The following is a 17,739-nucleotide window of genomic DNA, read 5'->3' on the forward strand; positions in this document are numbered from 1 at the left end:
AAGAGGGGAACGACATATGGATAAACCACATTTTCAGAGCCTGCGCGAAGAGCTGGATTTTACAACCATTCAAATAGCAGACCTCCTCACTCGTGAAGTAACAGATGCATTTACAAAATCAATCGAGGAGCTGCGGACCTCTGGACACGCAAAGGGCTTGCCGATTGGTTCGATTGCACCTGATTTCTCGTTGAACGATCACACTGGCAAGACCATTACCTTGTCGGAAAAAATCGGAAAAGGTCCCGTCGTCCTCACATTTTTCCGTGGATCATGGTGCCCCTACTGCAATTTGGAGCTGCAAGCATACCAAAAACAGATCGATACGATAACCTCTCTGGGTGCCCAATTGTTTGCCATTAGTCCACAATCTCCTGCACACTCTCTTACTATGCAAGAGAAAAACGGTCTGAGCTTTCCCGTGTTATGCGATACCAATAACCAAGTAGCAGAAAAATATAAACTCAGATTCAGACTGCCTGATTTTTTACATGATACCTACCGATCATTGGATATTGATCTCCATCGTTTTAATAGCGAAGATTCATGGACACTCCCCATACCTGCTACTTATATCCTCGACAACCAGGGCGTAATCCGTTCAGCAGGCTTAGATCCTGATTACAAAAAACGCATGGAGCCTAGTGAAGTTTTAGACATTCTGCGTACCCTAACCTAACGCTTATATAACGAAGAACCAGTTGATCACACAACTGGTTTTTTCTACGTCTATGCTTTATGAACAATTAGTTTATTTTCCCTACCAAAACTTGACAAGAATATATCTTTTGGCTTATATTTTGCATGATTATGTCTAGCAAAATTCGACACATCTTTACAATTTCTGCTAAAAAATGCAAAAGGCAAAGTCATCGAAAGGTGGCGACGCAAAACCACGGGTCTACAGTCTTTGACCATGATAGCCGGGTTGCCATCATCTTGAGACCATTTATTCGATGTTGGTAGCTTCGGTTGTTCCATTTCGATGGAACGGCCTTTTTTTGTGTTTACATTTTTGAAAGGAGGATGAAAGCACTTTCATTATCGTATCGGATGGAAAAACATAACTTTAGTGACGTCAAACATACACAACATGGTTCAATCAGAGAAAATGATGGAGTGGAGAAGTTATGTACAAACAAGTAGAAACCGTACAAGAGTTAGCAAAATTTCATGAAATCAAAGAAACAGTATGGACAAGCATGGGCTTCGAGATGGAGCATGCGAAAGAAGGCTCGGCTCAGTTCCTCTTACTTGCCGAAGATGGGGAAGCAGGTGGAACATTTGAAATGACGCCCTTTTCCAAATCAAGTGCTTATATGAAATCACTTTTTCAGGATGTTGTTACAGAAGATATGAAAGTAATGGAGGTAGACAGTCTCGCTGTTTTGCCGAAATACCGCGGACAACTAGGGCAAAAAGGAATTTGCTTGATGATAGATTACGCTGAAAAGCACGGTTATACCCACGCAATCGGGGTAGCAGATCCGACTTTTTTTACGTTCATTAACAAGAAGTATCAAGTAAAGGCGACTCAGACCAAAGATATCGTCTTTTACAAAGGGGCCGATGCCATTCCGACCCTCTTCCATCTAAAAGATGTCTATGACAATAAGCACGATCCGAAATATTCCTGGTACAATTCGTCGTCATCCAACCAAGTAAAAGTCGAGGTAGGTGGGTAACATGGATAACATGGATAACATTGATCTATTGAGAAGAAGAAACAATTGGGTCGTAATCGTATTCGCAAGTATTATTACGGTAGTTCAGGTCTTAAACCTTTTTCTAGGCGTATCGTACACATTCGTTTTCACGATACTGGGTATTTTGTATGGCGTACTGGCACCTTTTACTTACATCTCCAATCGCCCGAGGTTCCGTGAAAAAGCAGCGCCCTTCATGAAGTTTTTCAACTTCGCGGTAATCGGAATTTTTATGTTCATCGTAGTTGGACTGGACCCGCATATGATCAATATCATGACCATTATGTTCTTTGTAGCAGTCATGGGGATTTATCAAGACCGACTCATCAATATTTTGACGATTGTATCGACATTGGGTATTGTCTCTTACTACTTCCTGACACAGAGAGAAACGATTTTCCATTCGACAAACAACCTTGATCTGATGTACTTCTTGCTTACCTTCTGCTTCGTCTCTGTCACGAGCATGATGCATGCTGTATTCAATAACAAGCTGCAAGAGGAAAGTGAGCAACAAAAACAAGAAGCGATTGCCTCAAAGGAATCGTTGCAACGTGTTCTGGATCAGATCAATGAATCACTCACCTCTATGCAAGACTATCAAGAGAATTTGAACAAGGTGACGGACGGTGTAAATATTCGCGCAGTCGAAACCGTCGCTTCCCTGCAAGACATTATGGAGTCCTTTACGGTTCAGACCAGCAATACGGACGAGCTGCGTCGGGAAATGAGCTCTACGAATCTGCAAGTGGAGGACATGACCCGTTCTGTTACGGAGATGCATGATTACGTTGAATCGACCAAAGAAGCCACTAATGAGAGCGGCAAACGCATCGGCAACATCGGCAATGACTTTGAACGATTCATCAAGGATATCCAAGGTACAAACCAGTTGATTCAAGAGCTCAATAAAGAAACCGAATCGATCGGGAAAATCATTCAAACCATTTCCGAGATTTCTGCACAAACCAATCTGTTGGCACTCAATGCCACGATTGAAGCGTCTCGCGCAGGCGAACACGGCCGAGGATTTGCTGTCGTAGCAGATGAAGTACGCAAGCTGGCTGAATCCTCCAAGCTATCCTCTGAGTCGATCTCGAACCTGCTCATGACCATTCGCGAAAAAATGAAGCTCGTATCAGATATGATTTCTGAGTCACAGACTTCTTTTGAGAAAAATAGCGAGGGCATCATTGAAGTACAAGAAATGTTCACCAATGTAGACAACTACATGCAAAACTTTGCGGATAAAACGAAAAACCTGCAAGAGTTCATTATCCATGTTCACAGTATGATTCAAGAAGTCGGCGCAAAAGTTGAAGTCAACGCAGATATTACCGACAAGAACAAAGAGAGCCTGGAAGAAGTGCTTGTTCTCGTTTCTGAACAAAAAGACGAAGTCGTTAAGGTTTCTGGCGGCTTTGAGAAAATCGAACAACAGATGCGTGGTCTCCATATGTAACCTTCCTGCAACCGCCTTTCACGGGCGGTTGTTTTCTTTTCTCATTTTGTAACCGAATGGATATATAATGTAAATATTCTGATATTTATAATCTTATACAATGAAAGGAGCACATCATTGATGGATGCACGAATCGAAACAAAAACGATTCAGACCGATCGACTGCTCGTTTCTTATCTGACAGCTGGCGTACTAGAAGGAGAACCGCTCCTCCTCATTCACGGCAATGCATCAGCCAACTTGTTCTGGGATGATACCATAGCGGCTCTATGTGACCAGTACCGTGTGTACGCACCTGATATGCGTGGCTATGGAGCAAGTGAAGCATTGCCCATCGATGCAACACGCGGTTTGCGAGACTGGTCGGATGACCTTCACTCGTTTATTCGGGCATTGGACTTGCCAACACCCGTCCATCTTGCCGGCTGGTCGTTGGGCGGTGGGATCGTGATGCAGTTTGCCATCGATCACCCGCAGGAAGTACGCTCCCTGATTCTAATCGCCCCCATGTCTCCTTACGGCTTTGGTGGAACCAAGGATATAGCTGGCACCCCGTGCTACAGCAGCTTCTCAGGCTCAGGTGGAGGAGCTGTCAACTCCGAGCTGGTCAAAAGGATAGCAGCCAAAGATATGAGTAATGAATCTCCCTCCAGTCCTCGCAATGTCATGAATCAGCTTTATTTCAATCCCCCGTTCCAGGTTGGCCCAGAGCAGGAAGACCGTTATGTGAGCGCGATACTCTCTACGAGAACGGGAGAGGGCTTTTACCCTGGTGCCTTTGAATACGTAAACGATTGGCCCGGTGTTGCTCCTGGGACAACAGGGATTACGAATGCGATTTCTCCCAAATACGTAAATTTGTCCGGTATTGTCCAGATGGAGCCGAAGTGTCCGATTTTATGGATTCGCGGTGCGGATGATGCCATTATCTCCAATCAGTCGCTTGCTGATTTCGGTACACTGGGCAAGCTTGGCTATGTCCCCGGATGGCCAGGGGAAGACGAATATCCTCCGCAGCCTATGGTCTCCCAAATTCGTGACGTCCTCGAACAATATCAGCGCGCTGGTGGTTCCTATCAGGAGATAGTCATGGAAAATGTGGGGCACTCTCCACACATTGAAAAGGCAGAGGAGTTTGTAGCGCTCATTCGAAAGACCGTCAGGGCATGACCCTGGCGGTTTTTTTGCGATCCATTGGTTTCCTCCCCACCAAAATGGAGCGAATACCCGATGATGAACAACTTTAACATTTCCTTGCCTAAACCATACACCATCTGGGCTATTTCGGCGTTTCTTTCTCCGCTTTCGATACCTTCAAGTTAAATTCTCTTTCCTGCTCCTCAATAATTGTTCGATCCTCTGCATTATCTCTCACTACTTTTTGCGTCAAAATCGATCCAACTGCTACCAGAAGCATACATGCGATATAATACCCCTTTTCGTGCAGCTGAAGACCTGTTGCATTGTATAAACCGATGGAAAATAGCAGTACACCTGCCCCCAATGTAAAGTATGCCAAGAAAGTGAAGGCTCCCGTGTTGCGCATCCGATGCTTTTGTGGATACATAGTAACACCCCTCACATAAGTCAACCGGACGATTTCTCGCCCGGTTGCCACTATGATTACTTCACAGCTTCCTTCTTGCCAAAGAAAGTACGCAACGCCTTGTATACCTCGCCCTTTTCCCGAATGACACAATGCATGAATTTCGGCTCTTTGATGTGGCGATACGCTGACATGAGGGTTGAATGACGATTATACTGATTCACTTCGCCATAGCCGAACATGTTGCATCTCTCCATGAGCTCTTTCACCAGCTTTACGCAGCGCTCATTGTCAGACGTGAGGTTGTCGCCGTCGGAAAAATGGAACGGGTAAATGTTGTACTGCGATGTTGGGTAGCGGCTATCGATGATCTCCAACGCCTTTTTGTAGGCAGAGGAGCAGATCGTCCCCCCGCTTTCCCCTTTCGAGAAAAAGGTGTCCTCCGTTACTTCTTTCGCATCCGTATGATGGGCAATGAAGACGATCTCGACTTTTTCGTACTTGGTGCGCAGAAAACGTACCATCCAGAAGAAAAAGCTGCGGGCAATATACTTTTCAAACACGCCCATACTTCCCGACGTATCCATCATCGCAATAATGACAGCATTGGAATGAGGCTTGATGATCTCTTCCCACGTCTTGAAGCGCAGGTCATCATCGGTGATCCCCAGCTCCATATCACTGTAGCCTGCCAGCGCATTTCGGCGGATGGCCGCAATCAGCGTACGTTTTTTATCAATGTTGCCCATCAAGCCTTTTTTCCGGACATCATTGAACCGAGTCTCTTCCACGACGATTTGTTCCTCGTCTTTTTGTTGAAGGTTCGGCAGCTCCAGCTCGGCGAAAAGCATCTCCTGCAATTCTTCTACGCTGATTTCAGCCTCGTAGTAGTCTACACCTGGCTGATCACCCGCTCCCTGACCCTTTCCTGGCCCTTGCGCCGGATCGCCGTCACGGGCGACGACATCTCCTACTTTACTGTTTCCTTTACCTTGACCGCCATGTTTTCCCTTTTGGAAGTTAAAACGCAATCGGTATTCATCCAGGGAGCGAATAGGGATCTTAATAACTTCCCGACCATTCGACATGATGATGTTTTCTTCGCTAACGAGATCGGGGAGATTTTTTTTGATCGCTTCTTTCACTTTTTCCTGGTGTCGATTTTGGTCCTGGTACCCTTTGCGGTGCAGCGACCAGTCTTCCCGGGAGACAATGAACGATGATTCATCTTTCATGCCGTCTCCTCCTAGCAACTGGCGCAATCTGCGCCGAATATGACGTGCTCCTCATGTCGCCAAAGTTCTGTCATCTGTTCAACAGGCTACCCACATAGCGCAGCAGCTCATTTGCGCAAACGGGGCAATATTGATGCTCTTCGATAAGACGCTTGGTGACCTCATTAATCTTCTTGAGCTGATGCTCATCCGGCGTTTTGTTCGAGGTCGTAATTTTGACGACATCTTTTAGATCGGCAAACAGCTTCTTCTCGATAGCTTCCCTCAGGCGATCATGCGTGCTGTAGTCAAAACGCTTCCCTTTACGCGCATAGGCCGAGATACGGATGAGAATTTCTTCGCGGAAGGCCCGCTTGGCATTTTCCGAGATGCCGATTTGCTCCTCGATGGAACGCATCAGGCGCTCATCTGGATCCATCTCCTCACCTGTAACGGGGTCACGGATTTTATTCATGTTGCAATAAGCTTCCACATTGTCCAAATAGTTATCCATGAGCGTTTTTGCCGACTCTTCGTAGCTGTAGACGAACGCCTTCTGCACTTCTTTTTTCGCCAGCTCGTCGTATTCCTTGCGCGCGATAGAGATGAAGTTCATATACCTCTCCCGCTGCTCCTTGGTGATAGATGGATGCTGGTCAAAGCCTTCTTTAAGCGCCCGCAGAATATCAAGCGCATTGATGCACTCAGTGTCGCGGCGGATCAGTGCACTGGAGATACGGTTGATGACATAACGCGGATCAATACCGGACATTCCTTCATCGGCATGCTCGTTACGCAGTTCTTCCAGATCGGCTCCCTTGAAGCCTTCCACCGATTCACCGTCATACAGCCGCATCTTTTTCAGCAGATCGGCCCCTTGTTTTTTCGATTCTTTCAGGCGGGTCATAATAGAAAAGACTGCTGCTGACCGGAGCGCATGCGGTGCAATATGCACATGCCCCAAGTCGGATTGCTTGATTAATTTTGCGTATATTTTTTCTTCGTCACTGACACGCAGATTATACGGCATCGGCATGACGATAATCCGAGATTGCAGCGCCTCATTTTTCTTATTCCCAATAAAAGCCTTGTACTCCGATTCGTTTGTATGCGCAACAATCAGTTCATCTGCAGAAATGAGGGCAAAACGACCTGCCTTGAAGTTTCCTTCCTGTGTCAGCGACAGGAGATGCCACAAAAATTTCTCGTCGCATTTCAGCATTTCCTGAAACTCCATCAATCCGCGATTGGCTTTGTTCAGCTCCCCATCAAAACGATACGCACGCGGGTCGGACTCAGAGCCGTACTTCGTAATCGTCGAAAAGTCGATGCTCCCCGTCAAATCGGCAATATCCTGAGACTTCGGATCAGAAGGGCTAAATGTACCGATACCGACACGATTGGCTTCGGAAAACAAAATCCGGTGAACAGGGAAATCCTCTATGCACCCTCCATATTCGGTTTCCAACCTCATCCGGTTATAGGGTGTCAATTCTCCTTCAATCTTGATTCCCAGCTCTTCTTCCACCTCTGGACGCAGCTCGTGCGGGATAAGATGAAGTGGTTCTTCGTGCATGGGGCAGCCATCAAGTGCATAGATCGCTCCGTCTTCCGTCCGTGAATACTCTTCCAGTCCTCGTTTGAGCATCGTCACGAGCGTAGACTTACCGCCACTGACAGGCCCCATCAAGAGCAAGATGCGTTTGCGGACATCCAGACGACGCGCAGCCGAGTGGAAATATTCCTCCACTAGGCGCTCAACAGAACGATCCAGTCCGAAGATTTCCCGACTAAAAAATTGATACGAACGTGAGCCGTCCTCGTTCTCTTCAACCCCCGCACTTTTAATCATGTTGTAGACGCGTGAATGCGCCGTTTGGGCAATTTGCGGATTTTTACGTACCAGTTGCAAATATTCGGCGAATGTTCCTCTCCACATCAGGTTTTCTTCGCGGGCCCGGTGCTCAGCGATCCGTTTTAAAATGTCCATGTTCGACACTCCTCCCTCTTAAGCCCCTCTCTCTTCCCAACGACAATGTACTCTCATGTATATGTCCGCCTGCGGTCACGCATTCACGTGCAAGCCGTTTTCTCCGGTTGCCAACAGGCTCTTACAGCCTTTACATATGTGTATGCGAGACATCTGCACAAGTTTCAGCAATCTTCCCATAAAAAATCCGTCACATTGCTTTTTAACAGCTTGGAAGATTACGGAATTGTAAGGTTTACCGTGCGTAGCTGTAAGTTGATTCGATGGTTTGTAAGCCCATCTCCCCTGTAAAATACAATCATAAGCAACATACACGGAGGCCAAGACGGATTGGCGTAAAATAACAGGAGGAACGATCATGGATATTCAAGCAGAACGCATTCAAGTGAAAAAAGGACTTTATTTAACTGGCATCGCGAGCTTGGTGATTCTTGCGATATTCATTTACCAAGCAGTGACAGGGATGGAACTCGATACTGGTGAGAAACTGAGTGTATATATTGCGCTAAGTGCTTTTTTGAAGCTTGTGTATGACTATCGAAAATTGTCACTCACAAGGGCGCAACAGCTTTAATTCGTTTGCAAAGTGGGCAGGCTACGCTATAATGGGAGTAGTTTGTTTACGAAAGGAGCTGTCAAACGTGGGTACATTTATCGTAGCATTGGTCCTCGGAGCTTTTCTGTTTTTCATGCTGACAGCGGGCTACAACGAAGACAAAACCTGGAACATGTAAGAAGCATCCAGGGGAAAAAAGCAGGCTGCCTACTGTGGCAACCTGCTTTTTTTGTTTTCTTGTTATTTCTTATTCTCTTTCTTTTCTGCTTTCTTCGCTTCGATTTCAGCCTTGATTTCTTTTGTGCTCTTACCTGCTGTGTCAACGCCCCACTTGGCCGCCTTTTCTTTCAGGTTCTCGAGCTGTTCTTGCTTCTTCGCTTCTTTTGCTGCCTTTTTCTCAACGTTTTCTGCTTTTTTTGCTACTTTTGCTTCTTTAATAGCCGCTTTTACTTCCTTCGCCGTTTTACCTGCCGTATCAACGCCCAGCTTCACAGCTTTATCATTTAGCTTGGCGAGTTGTTCTTGCTTCTTCGCTTCTTTTGCCGCTTTTTTCTCAGCGTTTTCTGCTTTCTTTGCTGCTTTTGCTTCTTGAATGGCTGCTTTTACTTCCTTATTTGTTTTATCCGTGGTTTCTACGCCCCACTTAGCAGCCTTCGCGTTCAGTTTTGCTTTGTTTTCTTCCTTTTTCTCCGCTTTGGAGTGCTTAACCGTAGAATCCGCTGCTGTATCCGCCGCAGTCACTCCAGAGATACCGCTAAACAACAAGGTAGCCATCACCAGAGACGAAACAAGTTTTTTCATGCAGATTTCCTCCTTTATTATGTAAAACGTGATCGTACACCCCTAGCCTACCTGATGATTTTGGGAAAAGTATGTGAAAAAGCAGGCTTGACCATTTTTTCAAACGGACAGCCTGCTTCTCGCCTATTCTTTCATGGCCATTTCTTAACGCGCAAACACACCGCTTTTCTCAGAAATCGCCGTAAACAGCTCTTCTAATGATCCCCGCTGATCTACCGGATACTGAGGCTCCCCACGGTCTTCCATCCAATTGGTTACCAAGAACGTTTTCATCCCCAGCTTGGATGCGACCATGTCCTCCTGCATGTGATTCCCGACCATGACACAGTCTGTCGGTTCAACCCCGAGCTTTTGGCAAATCTCATTGTAATAACCAGGATTCGGCTTCGTGAAATGCGACTCCTCGTAGACGGTGACCAGCTCGAATTCATCCGGGGACATCCCAATCCAAGCAAGGCGATGGTGAATCGCATCACGCGGGAAAACAGGATTCGTCGCTACTGCAACCCGAAATCCTTGCTCTTTGGCGGCAGTAATAATCTGCTTTGCCCATGGCGAAGGATACGTCAGGTGAGAAAGTGTCGGAAACACATCGCGATAAAACGAATCGAATAGAGGCCATATTTCCTCCCGATCCCACTCACTGTGTTCCATAAAATGTTCGATAAAAACTTGTTCGTTCGTCTTATCCGGCTCTTGGTTCATGATCATTGCCTTGGTCGCATCCCAAATCAGCGCCAACAGCTTTTCGGTATCATACTTATCTCCGACATGACGACCTACTTCAACCAAGTAACTTTTGACAAAGGGTTCTGTCTGCATCTCTAATAACGTACCGTCCAAATCAAACAGGATGGTGTTCACAGTCATAATGAATCTCTCCCTCCCAAATGCTTTACGATAGCGATGGAAAACCTAACTGACGAAGTCCCTCAAACAAGACAATAGCTGCACAATTGGACAGGTTCACAGATCGGGTCGCACCGCTCATCGGGATACGAATAGTCTGTTCCCGATATTTTTCTGTCAGCTCTTCCGGCAGGCCCGTCGTCTCCTTGCCCAAGATAATGTAGTCGCCATCTCGGAAAGAAACGTCCGAATACAACTTTTCCCCCCAGGTCTCAACAAAGTAAAAGGTGCCCGCACCTTCCCCTTGTGCCGCAGCAAAGTGCTCAAAGCTCTCATGATGATGAACATTTACTGCATGCCAATAATCGAGACCAGCCCGCTTCAGGTAACGATCGTCCGTTGAAAATCCGAGCGGATGAATCAAATGCAGATGCGCTCCTGTCGCTGCACATGAACGGGCGATGTTTCCCGTATTGGCCGGAATGAGAGGCTCATGCAAAACAATATGTAACGGCATATCTGAAAATCTCCTTGTAAATTGCGAACTTGATACCTGTACACGTCCTATTATACCACCGTGCCCAGCTTCTGTAACAAATGGAGTGCCTGCTGCATCTAATCAGAAACTTTTCGCTATCGAAGGAGTGACGATTAGATGGGGACACCCCTATCATTTGGGCGAAGACTTGTCGCACATGTGAGCATCCTGAGTTTGATCCTATTAGGCGCCAGTTGGATGTGGACTGATTTTTCTTCGTTCCCCGCCCTGGAAACATGGAGTATGATTCTCGGCTATCTCTCATTTATTTTGATTGGCTGCACCTTACTGATTGGTCCACTCCAGTCCTGGCTCCCTGCTGGCTGGATGGCTGTCAGCTTGTCCATCCGCCGAGATATCGGTATATGGGCTGGGCTAACTGGACTGCTGCACGTCATTCTTGTGCTCATCCTTTTTGAAAGTGAGCCTCGCCTGATGATCCTAGATAACAACCGTTCTGAAAAGGCCGATGGATGGCTGGGTCTGTTCTTTTTCGCTTCCTCGGATCCAACCATGTGGCCATCTCCCAACTGGACCCTCACAGGCGTTGCGAACTATCTTGGGCTGCTTGCTTTTTTCATGCTACTGTCCTTGTGGCTGACTTCTTCTGCACGGGCAGAAAAATGGCTGGGTGGATCCAGTTGGAAAAGGCTTCATCTCGCCAATCCATGGCTGTTTGTCATCGTCTTATTCCATGGCTTGATTTACATCCAATCCATTAAAGGAGAACCGCATACCTTTTCAGACATGCTCGTTTTCGCGGCAATGATTTGGATGATTCGCAGCATCTCTTTTATGCGAAGAGCTTTTTTTCGCAAGCGATAATTATACCCCTCTTATATGAAAGAAGGCATAGCGCATTTTGGGCGTATAAGCTGTGGAATCCTCATATGCCCAATAACGCATGCTGCTATCTGTCGTATGGGCATTCACTAACGGCATCTGATTCGCGTCTTTTGCGACCACGATCGTATTGTGCTGAAAACGCCCATCCCCGTTAAAATCATAACAAATGATATCACCTGGGACCAATTCGGCCGCAGAGCTTTTCGTAACCGCCCGCATAGGTGGTCCACCCGATTTCAAAAGCAAATACAAGCTATGCGCCACCGTCCAGCTATAGCTCCAAGAGGTGCCTTTTCCCGTGCGAATCCACCAACCCTTGCCCATCTCTTTCGACATCAGCATAGGGATTCCACCAGCGTGTAAACATTGCGAAATAAAATTCGTACAGTCATCCGGAAAACGAGGATATACGGGATTGGTCGTGTTCCAGTAGCGTTCCGCATACGCGACTGCATTTGCAACGTTGTATCCTCCCGCTCCATGAACAATCAGCGTAGGTTGGTCAATGGCATCCTCGACGCCTGACACAACGATGACAGGCTCCTCCTCTTCCTCGACCACCAATTTTTGATCACCATTCGACTCCCTTGCCCCGATAATCGACCACTTTTCATTCGTTTTGAGCAACTGGAGCTGGAACAATCTTTTGTTTGCCTCTTTATACTTGGTATGCTTGATCCCCAAGGTTTTATTTTCTTGCCATTGAACCGTTATTTCCATGGTGGCATCGGTATCTACCCAGCACATGGGCGTTACTTGTCCCTGGACAGCCAACAATTTGACTCCCCGCTCCTCGATTTTCCGCTTTTCCCGGTTCAGTCGATCCCATTCATCTTGTGCGCCAGACTCTCCTGTGCAATAAAAAGGCAGCAGCCGCTCATATCTTCCGTCCATAGATGACTGGTGAACTGCTTGAAAGTATTGCTGAACAAATTCACGCCACTCCACTTTCCCCTCCTCCTTTCCCCCTCCAGACTGCGACATAGACCCATGAACCGTTCATCTCAATGAAGAATATGTCACTCGCGGAGCATTCAGAAGAAAAAGAAAAGCTGCCCGAGCAAGCAGACAGCTTATTTGGAAGAAGCGTGAGCAAAAAGTGGACCTTCTTCTAAGGACAGCAAATATTTTTTAATGGATAAGCCACCACCGTACCCGACCAAGGCACCATTCGAGCCAACGACACGATGGCAAGGTATAATGACAGGAATCGGATTGCGATTGTTCGCACCGCCAATGGCCCGAACAGCTTTCGCTGCTCCAATAGCCAAGGCAATATCTTTGTAAGAACGAGTTTCTCCATAGGGGATGTTCGATAGCTCATTCCATACATCCTTTTGAAAGGGAGTTCCGTACAATACGGTTGAAACATCAAACGTCTTTCGCTTGCCTGCAAAATACTCTTCTAATTGTTTTTTTGCAGACTCATTGATCGTATCGTTGCGCGTTGGAGTAATTCCTAAGAACGTTTTTTTGCACCAGCGCACCAGAGGCGCTAATCCGTCTTGTTCATTGGCAAACTGAATGTAGCACAGCCCTTCTTCTGTAGAAGCCAAGAGCAATGGTCCAATCGGTGAATCCATCATGGTATAGCCTAATTCCTTTGCCATTTTACGTCCTCCCTCTCTCGTTCAAACTAAGCCTGTGCGCGAATCATGCTCATGCCTTTTTCTATCTCTTCCACCACTTCTGGTGACGCCTCTTTTGCTTTTGCGGAAATGAGCGCTTCTTGTGCCTGCTCTCCTCCGATTTTTCCAAGTGCCCATGCAGCAGTTCCACGAATGACGGGACGGGGGTCTTCGAACAAATGACGCTCCAAATGAGGAACAGCCGTCCGATCTTTGAAATGTGCAAGTGCTAATATGGCATTGCGCTGAATGGGCTTTTTGCCCCGCCAAGATGAAGAGGATAGGCCGAACTTTTCCTTGAACTCCTTATTGCTCATCTGAAGCAGCGGAATCAATAAAGGCTTGGCAATCTCCGGATCAGGCTGAAATTCAGCATGATGGTCGTTGTCGATGCGACGATTCTTAGGACATACCGTCTGACAAGTGTCGCAACCATACAGCCGATTCCCGATTTTCCCACGGAATTCATCGGGAATAAAATCTTTTACCTGAGTCAAATACGCAACACATCGCTGTGCATCAAGCTGTCCGCCCTGAATCAAGGCTCCGGTCGGACAAGCATCTACACATATATTACAGTCGCCACAGCCTTCTTCGATCGGTAAGTCGCTTGGCAACGGAAGATTCGTTACAAGCTCACCCAAGTACACCCATGATCCAAACTCCGGCGTTATGATGGCACAATTTTTTCCTACAAACCCAATCCCAGCCCGCTCGGCAACCGCCCGATCAGACAATGCTCCCGTGTCTACCATGGATTCGATCCGAGCTCCTGGCTCCAGCTCCATAATGAATCGAGTCAGCTTGTCCAGCTTGTCGCGCAGAACGTGATGGTAATCGGTTCCCCATGCTGCACGGCACAAGATTCCCCGATACGCACCAGGTTCTGATTTTGGTGGATTTTTTAACTTGGATGGATAGGCAAGTGCGATAGAAATCAGCGAACGTGCCCCGTCCAACAACAGTTCCGGATTCGTCCTCTTTTCTAAATCAGGCTCCTCAAATCCAGATTCATAACCCTTTTCCCGGTGTACAAGAAGCCGTTCTTTTAAGGTCGTGAATGGATCGGCACTGGCAAACCCGATCTTATCGATTCCGATTTCCTTGGCATAGTCAATGATGGACTGCTTTGTCTGCTCCCAGTACTGCAAGTCGTTCACAGCTGTTTAATCGCTCCTGTCGCCAATTCGTCGCAGCGGTTGTTCCATTTGTTGTCGGCGTGTCCTTTGACTTTTACGTACTCTACCTTGTGTGTGTCCATCAATTGCAGCAGTTCTTTCCATAAGTCCTGATTTTCCACCTGCTGGCCTTTGCTGTTTCTCCAGCCGTTTTTCAGCCAGCCTTTATACCAGCCTTGTTTGAAGCAGTTAACCAAGTATGCACTGTCGCTATATAGCGTCACCTTACATGGCTCCTTCAATGTAGAGAGCGCCTTGATGGCTGCCAACAGCTCCATTCTGTTATTCGTTGTATGCGGTTCGGCTCCGGACATTTCCTTGATGTGTTGGCCGTACATCAGTACAGCTCCCCAACCACCTGGTCCTGGATTGCCGGAACAAGCTCCGTCTGTATAAATTTCAACCTCACGTATCGTCATCGTCAGGGGTTCCCTCCTCTGTTCTCTTCTATTGTATCGAAGCTTAGTCGCTTCCACAAAAATTTTTTGTTATACTACCAAAAATAGGTTTAGTAAGGAGTGTCTATAGATGAAAGTTCAGCTAGATTGTTCCGTGTCCGAGCGTCTGCCGCAATTTTCTCTCGGCATATTACAATACAACAATGCTTCCGTCAGTGACTCCCCAAAAATGCTGCAGGGACGCATTAATTATTATGTGGAGAGCTTGCGGCTTGCGCACGACACTGCAAACCTAACAGAAATCGAAGGCGTCCGCGAGTGGAGGGCCTGCTTTAAGCAAGTTGGCATTGATCCGTCCAGATACCGCCCTTCCTCCGAAGCATTACTGCGCCGACTGCTGCAGGGAAATCATTTTTTCTGGATTAACAGCGCTGTTGATGTTAATAATTTTTTCTCAGTTTTGCACGCGCTTCCTTTTGGGATTTATGACGTCAATCACTTAGCGGGTGATATCACTTGTCGTCTTGGTCACGCCGATGATGTCTATGAAGGATTAAACGGACGCGAAGTCAACATGGAAGGGAAACTGCTTCTCGCTGATGGTAACGGCGCATTTGGGAGTCCCATCGTCGATTCCAAGCGCTCATGCGTAACGGAACAAAGCCGCACACTACTCCAAGTCATCTTTTTCCATGAAAAAATGGAACAATCTAAAAAAGAAGAAATCGTAGGTTCAGTTGGCCGCATGTTTACGGAAATCAACGGTGGCGAGCTGACTCACTCCTCTATTGTTACCGCCTAAGAAAAAGACGGCCCGTCATGCAGCCTGGCCGTCTTTTTCTACGCTATCTTCCTTTTTTCTAAAAACAATATGTTCTAGGACCAGGCACACAATAACTCCGAGCAATAAGCCATTGCCAAACAAAAAGCTGACTAGTGCAGGAAGTTGCTTCCAAGCTACAGCAGGTACGAACATGACTCCGATCCCGACCAGAAGTGAGCTTCCCCCAACAATAATCGTACGTTCGTCCATCTTCAGATTCACATAATCCTTCAACCCGAAGCCAAGCAGTTGCGTATAGGAAATGAACATCGCCGCATATGCCACTGGAGTAGGCAAAGCCGCCAAAAAATGGGCAACAGTGGGAATCAGCCCAATCAGCATCATCCCCAGCATCGCTATTATAAATGGCAAGCGCGAAGCCATTTTCGTCGTTTGAATAACCGCTGCTGCCAAGGAAAGTGGAATCATACCAACCACACCGCTCAAGCCTGACAGGAAATGGGATACCCCTGTAAAAATACCACCGCGATTGTACTGCTTTTCAGTAGGCACAGTGTCTGTCGCTTTTCCCATGACTGACAAACTCGTCATGAGGTTTGTCAACAGAACGAATCCTGTCAGCATACTTGTTAATACAACGCCCCAATCCCAACGTGGGGGTCCCCAAAAGAAAATGGAAGGCCATGAAAATAATTGCTCAGCAGATCGGACAGGTTCTGTCCATCCAAGAAGCGCGTACACGATCCAGCCCCCAACCATGCCAAACAAAACCGCAAAACTGGAGAATCGTTTCGTTCGCATAATGAACACAACAAGGGCTACGATCCCTATGGACACGATTGCTACACCCGGTTGTACCTCTTTTGAATGCTGAAAACCAATACCGAGCATGCCCGTGAGAATGTTGCTACACAAAGAAACAGCAAGCAAAATCATATACGTACCCGATACCAGTGGTGTAAACCACTTCTGTAATTTTCCAATCCAGCCTAATAAGCCAAAAATGAAAAAGAGTAGACCTGCTAATATCATCCCCACTTGAAAGGATTGACCAATTTCTTGTGGATGAAGACCCATGCTCGTTCCGAGTTGAGCCAAAATGATAAAGATCCCCCACCATAATCCAGCCGGTCCTTCTATCATCGGATAGCGGTGTCCAATCCACACTTGCAGTAACGACGCGAGCCCAATGTAAAACATGGTCTGCTGCATCAGCTTTCCAATTTCATCAGCCTGCAAGCCGTACATATCTCCAATCATTAGTGGTACCGCCACACTGCTGGAAACAGTTACGATCATCCATTGCAATACGGACAGCGTCGTGATCCCCATTGGCGGTTTGTCTTGCAGTTTGTAAAACACCTCAACCACCTCGTCCTGTTACTTACACAAGTTGTCTATTTCCCCTGTCTACACTATGTGCATATCAATGCAGAAAAAAACCCCAATCATCAAGATATCTTGACATTCAGGGTTAGCTTGTAAATGTATGGTGCCGGTGAAGGGACTTGAACCCCCACGGTTTCCCTCACGATTTTGAGTCGCGCGCGTCTGCCATTCCGCCACACCGGCAAATACTTTGGAGGAGGCACCCGGATTTGAACCGGGGGTGAGGGTTTTGCAGACCCGTGCCTTACCACTTGGCTATGCCTCCATGATATAAGGTGAAACAATTTGAGAAATGGAGCGGACGAAGGGTCTCGAACCCTCGACCTTCGCCTTGGCAAGGCGACGCTCTACCAATTGAGCTACGTCCGCATTTTAATGGCTGGGGTACTAGGATTTGAACCTAGGAATGACGGAGTCAAAGTCCGTTGCCTTACCGCTTGGCTATACCCCAATAAGTAATCCCCAACTATGTATTTATGGGGCGATCGATGGGACTTGAACCCACGAGTGCCGGAGCCACAATCCGGTGCGTTAACCCCTTCGCCACGACCGCCATGATTACTACTAATGTTTTAAAAAATGGCAGGGGCAGTAGGAATCGAACCCACACCAAAGGTTTTGGAGACCTTCGTTCTACCGTTAAACTATGCCCCTATAAAGGTGGCTCGGGACGGAATCGAACCGCCGACACGAGGATTTTCAGTCCTCTGCTCTACCGACTGAGCTACCGAGCCTTATATCTATGCTTTACGCGCCAATTTCATTTGAATAGAAATGGCGGAGCTGACGGGACTCGAACCCGCGACCTCCGGTGTGACAGACCGGCGTGAACTCCAACTTCACCACAGCTCCAT

At 47.1% G+C, this 17,739-nt stretch carries 18 protein-coding genes, 8 tRNA genes and 1 riboswitch; of the genes, 7 read left to right on the forward strand and 19 right to left on the reverse strand.

Going from position 1 to position 17,739, the window contains the following annotated elements; all coding sequences use genetic code 11:
* Window positions 1-16 precede the first annotated feature (16 nt).
* From HP398_RS17430 to HP398_RS17445, 4 genes are all read left to right on the forward strand, one after another.
* Window positions 17-679, forward strand: a complete 663-nt coding sequence (locus tag HP398_RS17430; protein ID WP_173623240.1) for a peroxiredoxin-like family protein — start codon at window positions 17-19, stop codon at window positions 677-679.
* 173 nt (window positions 680-852) lie between these two features.
* Window positions 853-936: riboswitch (cyclic di-GMP riboswitch) on the forward strand.
* Window positions 937-1,130: 194 nt separating this feature from the next.
* The gene (locus HP398_RS17435) at window positions 1,131-1,685 is read left to right on the forward strand and encodes a GNAT family N-acetyltransferase (RefSeq protein ID WP_017251940.1); all 555 of its coding nucleotides are present in this window, start codon (window positions 1,131-1,133) and stop codon (window positions 1,683-1,685) included.
* Window positions 1,678-3,168, forward strand: coding sequence for a methyl-accepting chemotaxis protein (locus HP398_RS17440; protein ID WP_017251939.1), 1,491 nt, complete (start codon window positions 1,678-1,680; stop codon window positions 3,166-3,168). The genes HP398_RS17435 and HP398_RS17440 overlap by 8 nt, the downstream gene beginning before the upstream one ends.
* Window positions 3,169-3,288: 120 nt before the next feature.
* Window positions 3,289-4,338, forward strand: coding sequence for an alpha/beta hydrolase (locus HP398_RS17445; RefSeq protein WP_173623241.1), 1,050 nt, complete (start codon window positions 3,289-3,291; stop codon window positions 4,336-4,338).
* Between the two features lie 109 nt (window positions 4,339-4,447).
* Here HP398_RS17445 and HP398_RS17450 read toward each other — a convergent pair whose 3' ends face one another.
* The 3 genes from HP398_RS17450 to HP398_RS17460 form a co-directional block, all read right to left on the reverse strand.
* Window positions 4,448-4,735 (reverse strand): YiaA/YiaB family inner membrane protein, encoded by a 288-nt coding sequence (locus tag HP398_RS17450; RefSeq protein ID WP_017251937.1) that lies wholly within the window; start codon window positions 4,733-4,735, stop codon window positions 4,448-4,450.
* A 56-nt stretch (window positions 4,736-4,791) separates the two neighbouring features.
* Window positions 4,792-5,949 carry a sporulation protein YhbH gene (gene yhbH, locus HP398_RS17455; RefSeq protein ID WP_017251936.1) on the reverse strand — a complete coding sequence of 386 codons (1,158 nt, stop codon included), beginning with the start codon at window positions 5,947-5,949 and terminating at the stop codon, window positions 4,792-4,794.
* A 70-nt stretch (window positions 5,950-6,019) separates the two neighbouring features.
* Window positions 6,020-7,918 carry a PrkA family serine protein kinase gene (locus HP398_RS17460; RefSeq protein ID WP_173623242.1) on the reverse strand — a complete coding sequence of 633 codons (1,899 nt, stop codon included), beginning with the start codon at window positions 7,916-7,918 and terminating at the stop codon, window positions 6,020-6,022.
* 358 nt (window positions 7,919-8,276) lie between these two features.
* Here HP398_RS17460 and HP398_RS17465 point away from each other — a divergent pair, with 358 nt between their 5' ends.
* A complete protein-coding gene (locus tag HP398_RS17465; RefSeq protein ID WP_007726812.1) occupies window positions 8,277-8,492 on the forward strand; it encodes a hypothetical protein in 216 nt (71 codons plus the stop codon).
* 222 nt (window positions 8,493-8,714) lie between these two features.
* Here the strand turns inward: HP398_RS17465 and HP398_RS17470 are convergent, their stop codons facing one another.
* From HP398_RS17470 to trmL, 3 genes are all read right to left on the reverse strand, one after another.
* Entirely contained in the window at window positions 8,715-9,275 is a 561-nt protein-coding gene (locus tag HP398_RS17470; RefSeq protein ID WP_173623243.1) for a hypothetical protein, read from the reverse strand.
* A gap of 144 nt (window positions 9,276-9,419) precedes the next feature.
* Window positions 9,420-10,145 carry an HAD family hydrolase gene (locus HP398_RS17475; protein ID WP_069853086.1) on the reverse strand — a complete coding sequence of 242 codons (726 nt, stop codon included), beginning with the start codon at window positions 10,143-10,145 and terminating at the stop codon, window positions 9,420-9,422.
* 25 nt (window positions 10,146-10,170) lie between these two features.
* Window positions 10,171-10,641, reverse strand: a complete 471-nt coding sequence (gene trmL / locus HP398_RS17480) for a tRNA (uridine(34)/cytosine(34)/5-carboxymethylaminomethyluridine(34)-2'-O)-methyltransferase TrmL (protein ID WP_069853088.1) — start codon at window positions 10,639-10,641, stop codon at window positions 10,171-10,173.
* 138 nt (window positions 10,642-10,779) lie between these two features.
* Between trmL and HP398_RS17485 the strand changes: the two genes are divergently transcribed.
* Complete coding sequence (locus tag HP398_RS17485; protein WP_017250186.1) at window positions 10,780-11,487, forward strand: ferric reductase-like transmembrane domain-containing protein; 708 nt, start codon at window positions 10,780-10,782, stop codon at window positions 11,485-11,487.
* Here HP398_RS17485 and HP398_RS17490 read toward each other — a convergent pair whose 3' ends face one another.
* The 4 genes from HP398_RS17490 to rnhA all read right to left on the reverse strand — a co-directional run bounded on the left by HP398_RS17490 (window position 11,488) and on the right by rnhA (window position 14,733).
* Entirely contained in the window at window positions 11,488-12,456 is a 969-nt protein-coding gene (locus HP398_RS17490) for an amidase domain-containing protein (protein ID WP_026043223.1), read from the reverse strand.
* 125 nt (window positions 12,457-12,581) lie between these two features.
* Window positions 12,582-13,118 (reverse strand): methylated-DNA--[protein]-cysteine S-methyltransferase, encoded by a 537-nt coding sequence (locus tag HP398_RS17495; protein WP_173623244.1) that lies wholly within the window; start codon window positions 13,116-13,118, stop codon window positions 12,582-12,584.
* 26 nt (window positions 13,119-13,144) lie between these two features.
* Window positions 13,145-14,296: a tRNA epoxyqueuosine(34) reductase QueG gene (gene queG / locus HP398_RS17500; RefSeq protein WP_173623245.1), complete on the reverse strand. Its 1,152-nt coding sequence runs from the start codon at window positions 14,294-14,296 to the stop codon at window positions 13,145-13,147.
* Window positions 14,293-14,733: a ribonuclease HI gene (gene rnhA / locus HP398_RS17505; RefSeq protein ID WP_173623246.1), complete on the reverse strand. Its 441-nt coding sequence runs from the start codon at window positions 14,731-14,733 to the stop codon at window positions 14,293-14,295. Before rnhA ends, queG begins: the two co-directional genes overlap by 4 nt.
* A 109-nt stretch (window positions 14,734-14,842) precedes the next feature.
* On the opposite strand from rnhA, the gene HP398_RS17510 reads away from it, so the two are divergent.
* A complete protein-coding gene (locus HP398_RS17510; protein ID WP_069853099.1) occupies window positions 14,843-15,514 on the forward strand; it encodes a B3/B4 domain-containing protein in 672 nt (223 codons plus the stop codon).
* A gap of 15 nt (window positions 15,515-15,529) precedes the next feature.
* Here HP398_RS17510 and HP398_RS17515 read toward each other — a convergent pair whose 3' ends face one another.
* The 9 genes from HP398_RS17515 to HP398_RS17555 all read right to left on the reverse strand — a co-directional run bounded on the left by HP398_RS17515 (window position 15,530) and on the right by HP398_RS17555 (window position 17,737).
* A complete protein-coding gene (locus HP398_RS17515) occupies window positions 15,530-16,858 on the reverse strand; it encodes a purine/pyrimidine permease (protein ID WP_173623247.1) in 1,329 nt (442 codons plus the stop codon).
* A gap of 128 nt (window positions 16,859-16,986) precedes the next feature.
* Window positions 16,987-17,068: transfer RNA gene (locus HP398_RS17520), tRNA-Leu, on the reverse strand.
* A gap of 8 nt (window positions 17,069-17,076) precedes the next feature.
* Window positions 17,077-17,150, reverse strand: a tRNA-Cys gene (locus tag HP398_RS17525).
* Window positions 17,151-17,178: 28 nt separating this feature from the next.
* Window positions 17,179-17,254, reverse strand: a tRNA-Gly gene (locus HP398_RS17530).
* A 7-nt stretch (window positions 17,255-17,261) separates the two neighbouring features.
* Window positions 17,262-17,336, reverse strand: a tRNA-Gln gene (locus HP398_RS17535).
* A 26-nt stretch (window positions 17,337-17,362) separates the two neighbouring features.
* A tRNA-His gene (locus HP398_RS17540) sits at window positions 17,363-17,438 on the reverse strand.
* A 27-nt stretch (window positions 17,439-17,465) separates the two neighbouring features.
* A tRNA-Trp gene (locus HP398_RS17545) sits at window positions 17,466-17,539 on the reverse strand.
* Between the two features lie 7 nt (window positions 17,540-17,546).
* Window positions 17,547-17,619: transfer RNA gene (locus HP398_RS17550), tRNA-Phe, on the reverse strand.
* A gap of 41 nt (window positions 17,620-17,660) precedes the next feature.
* Window positions 17,661-17,737 (reverse strand) — tRNA-Asp (locus HP398_RS17555).
* Window positions 17,738-17,739 lie beyond the last annotated feature (2 nt).

Origin of the sequence: Brevibacillus sp. HB1.4B (genome assembly GCF_013284285.1) — a bacterium.
GTDB classification, from domain to species: Bacteria; Bacillota; Bacilli; order Brevibacillales; family Brevibacillaceae; genus Brevibacillus; species Brevibacillus porteri.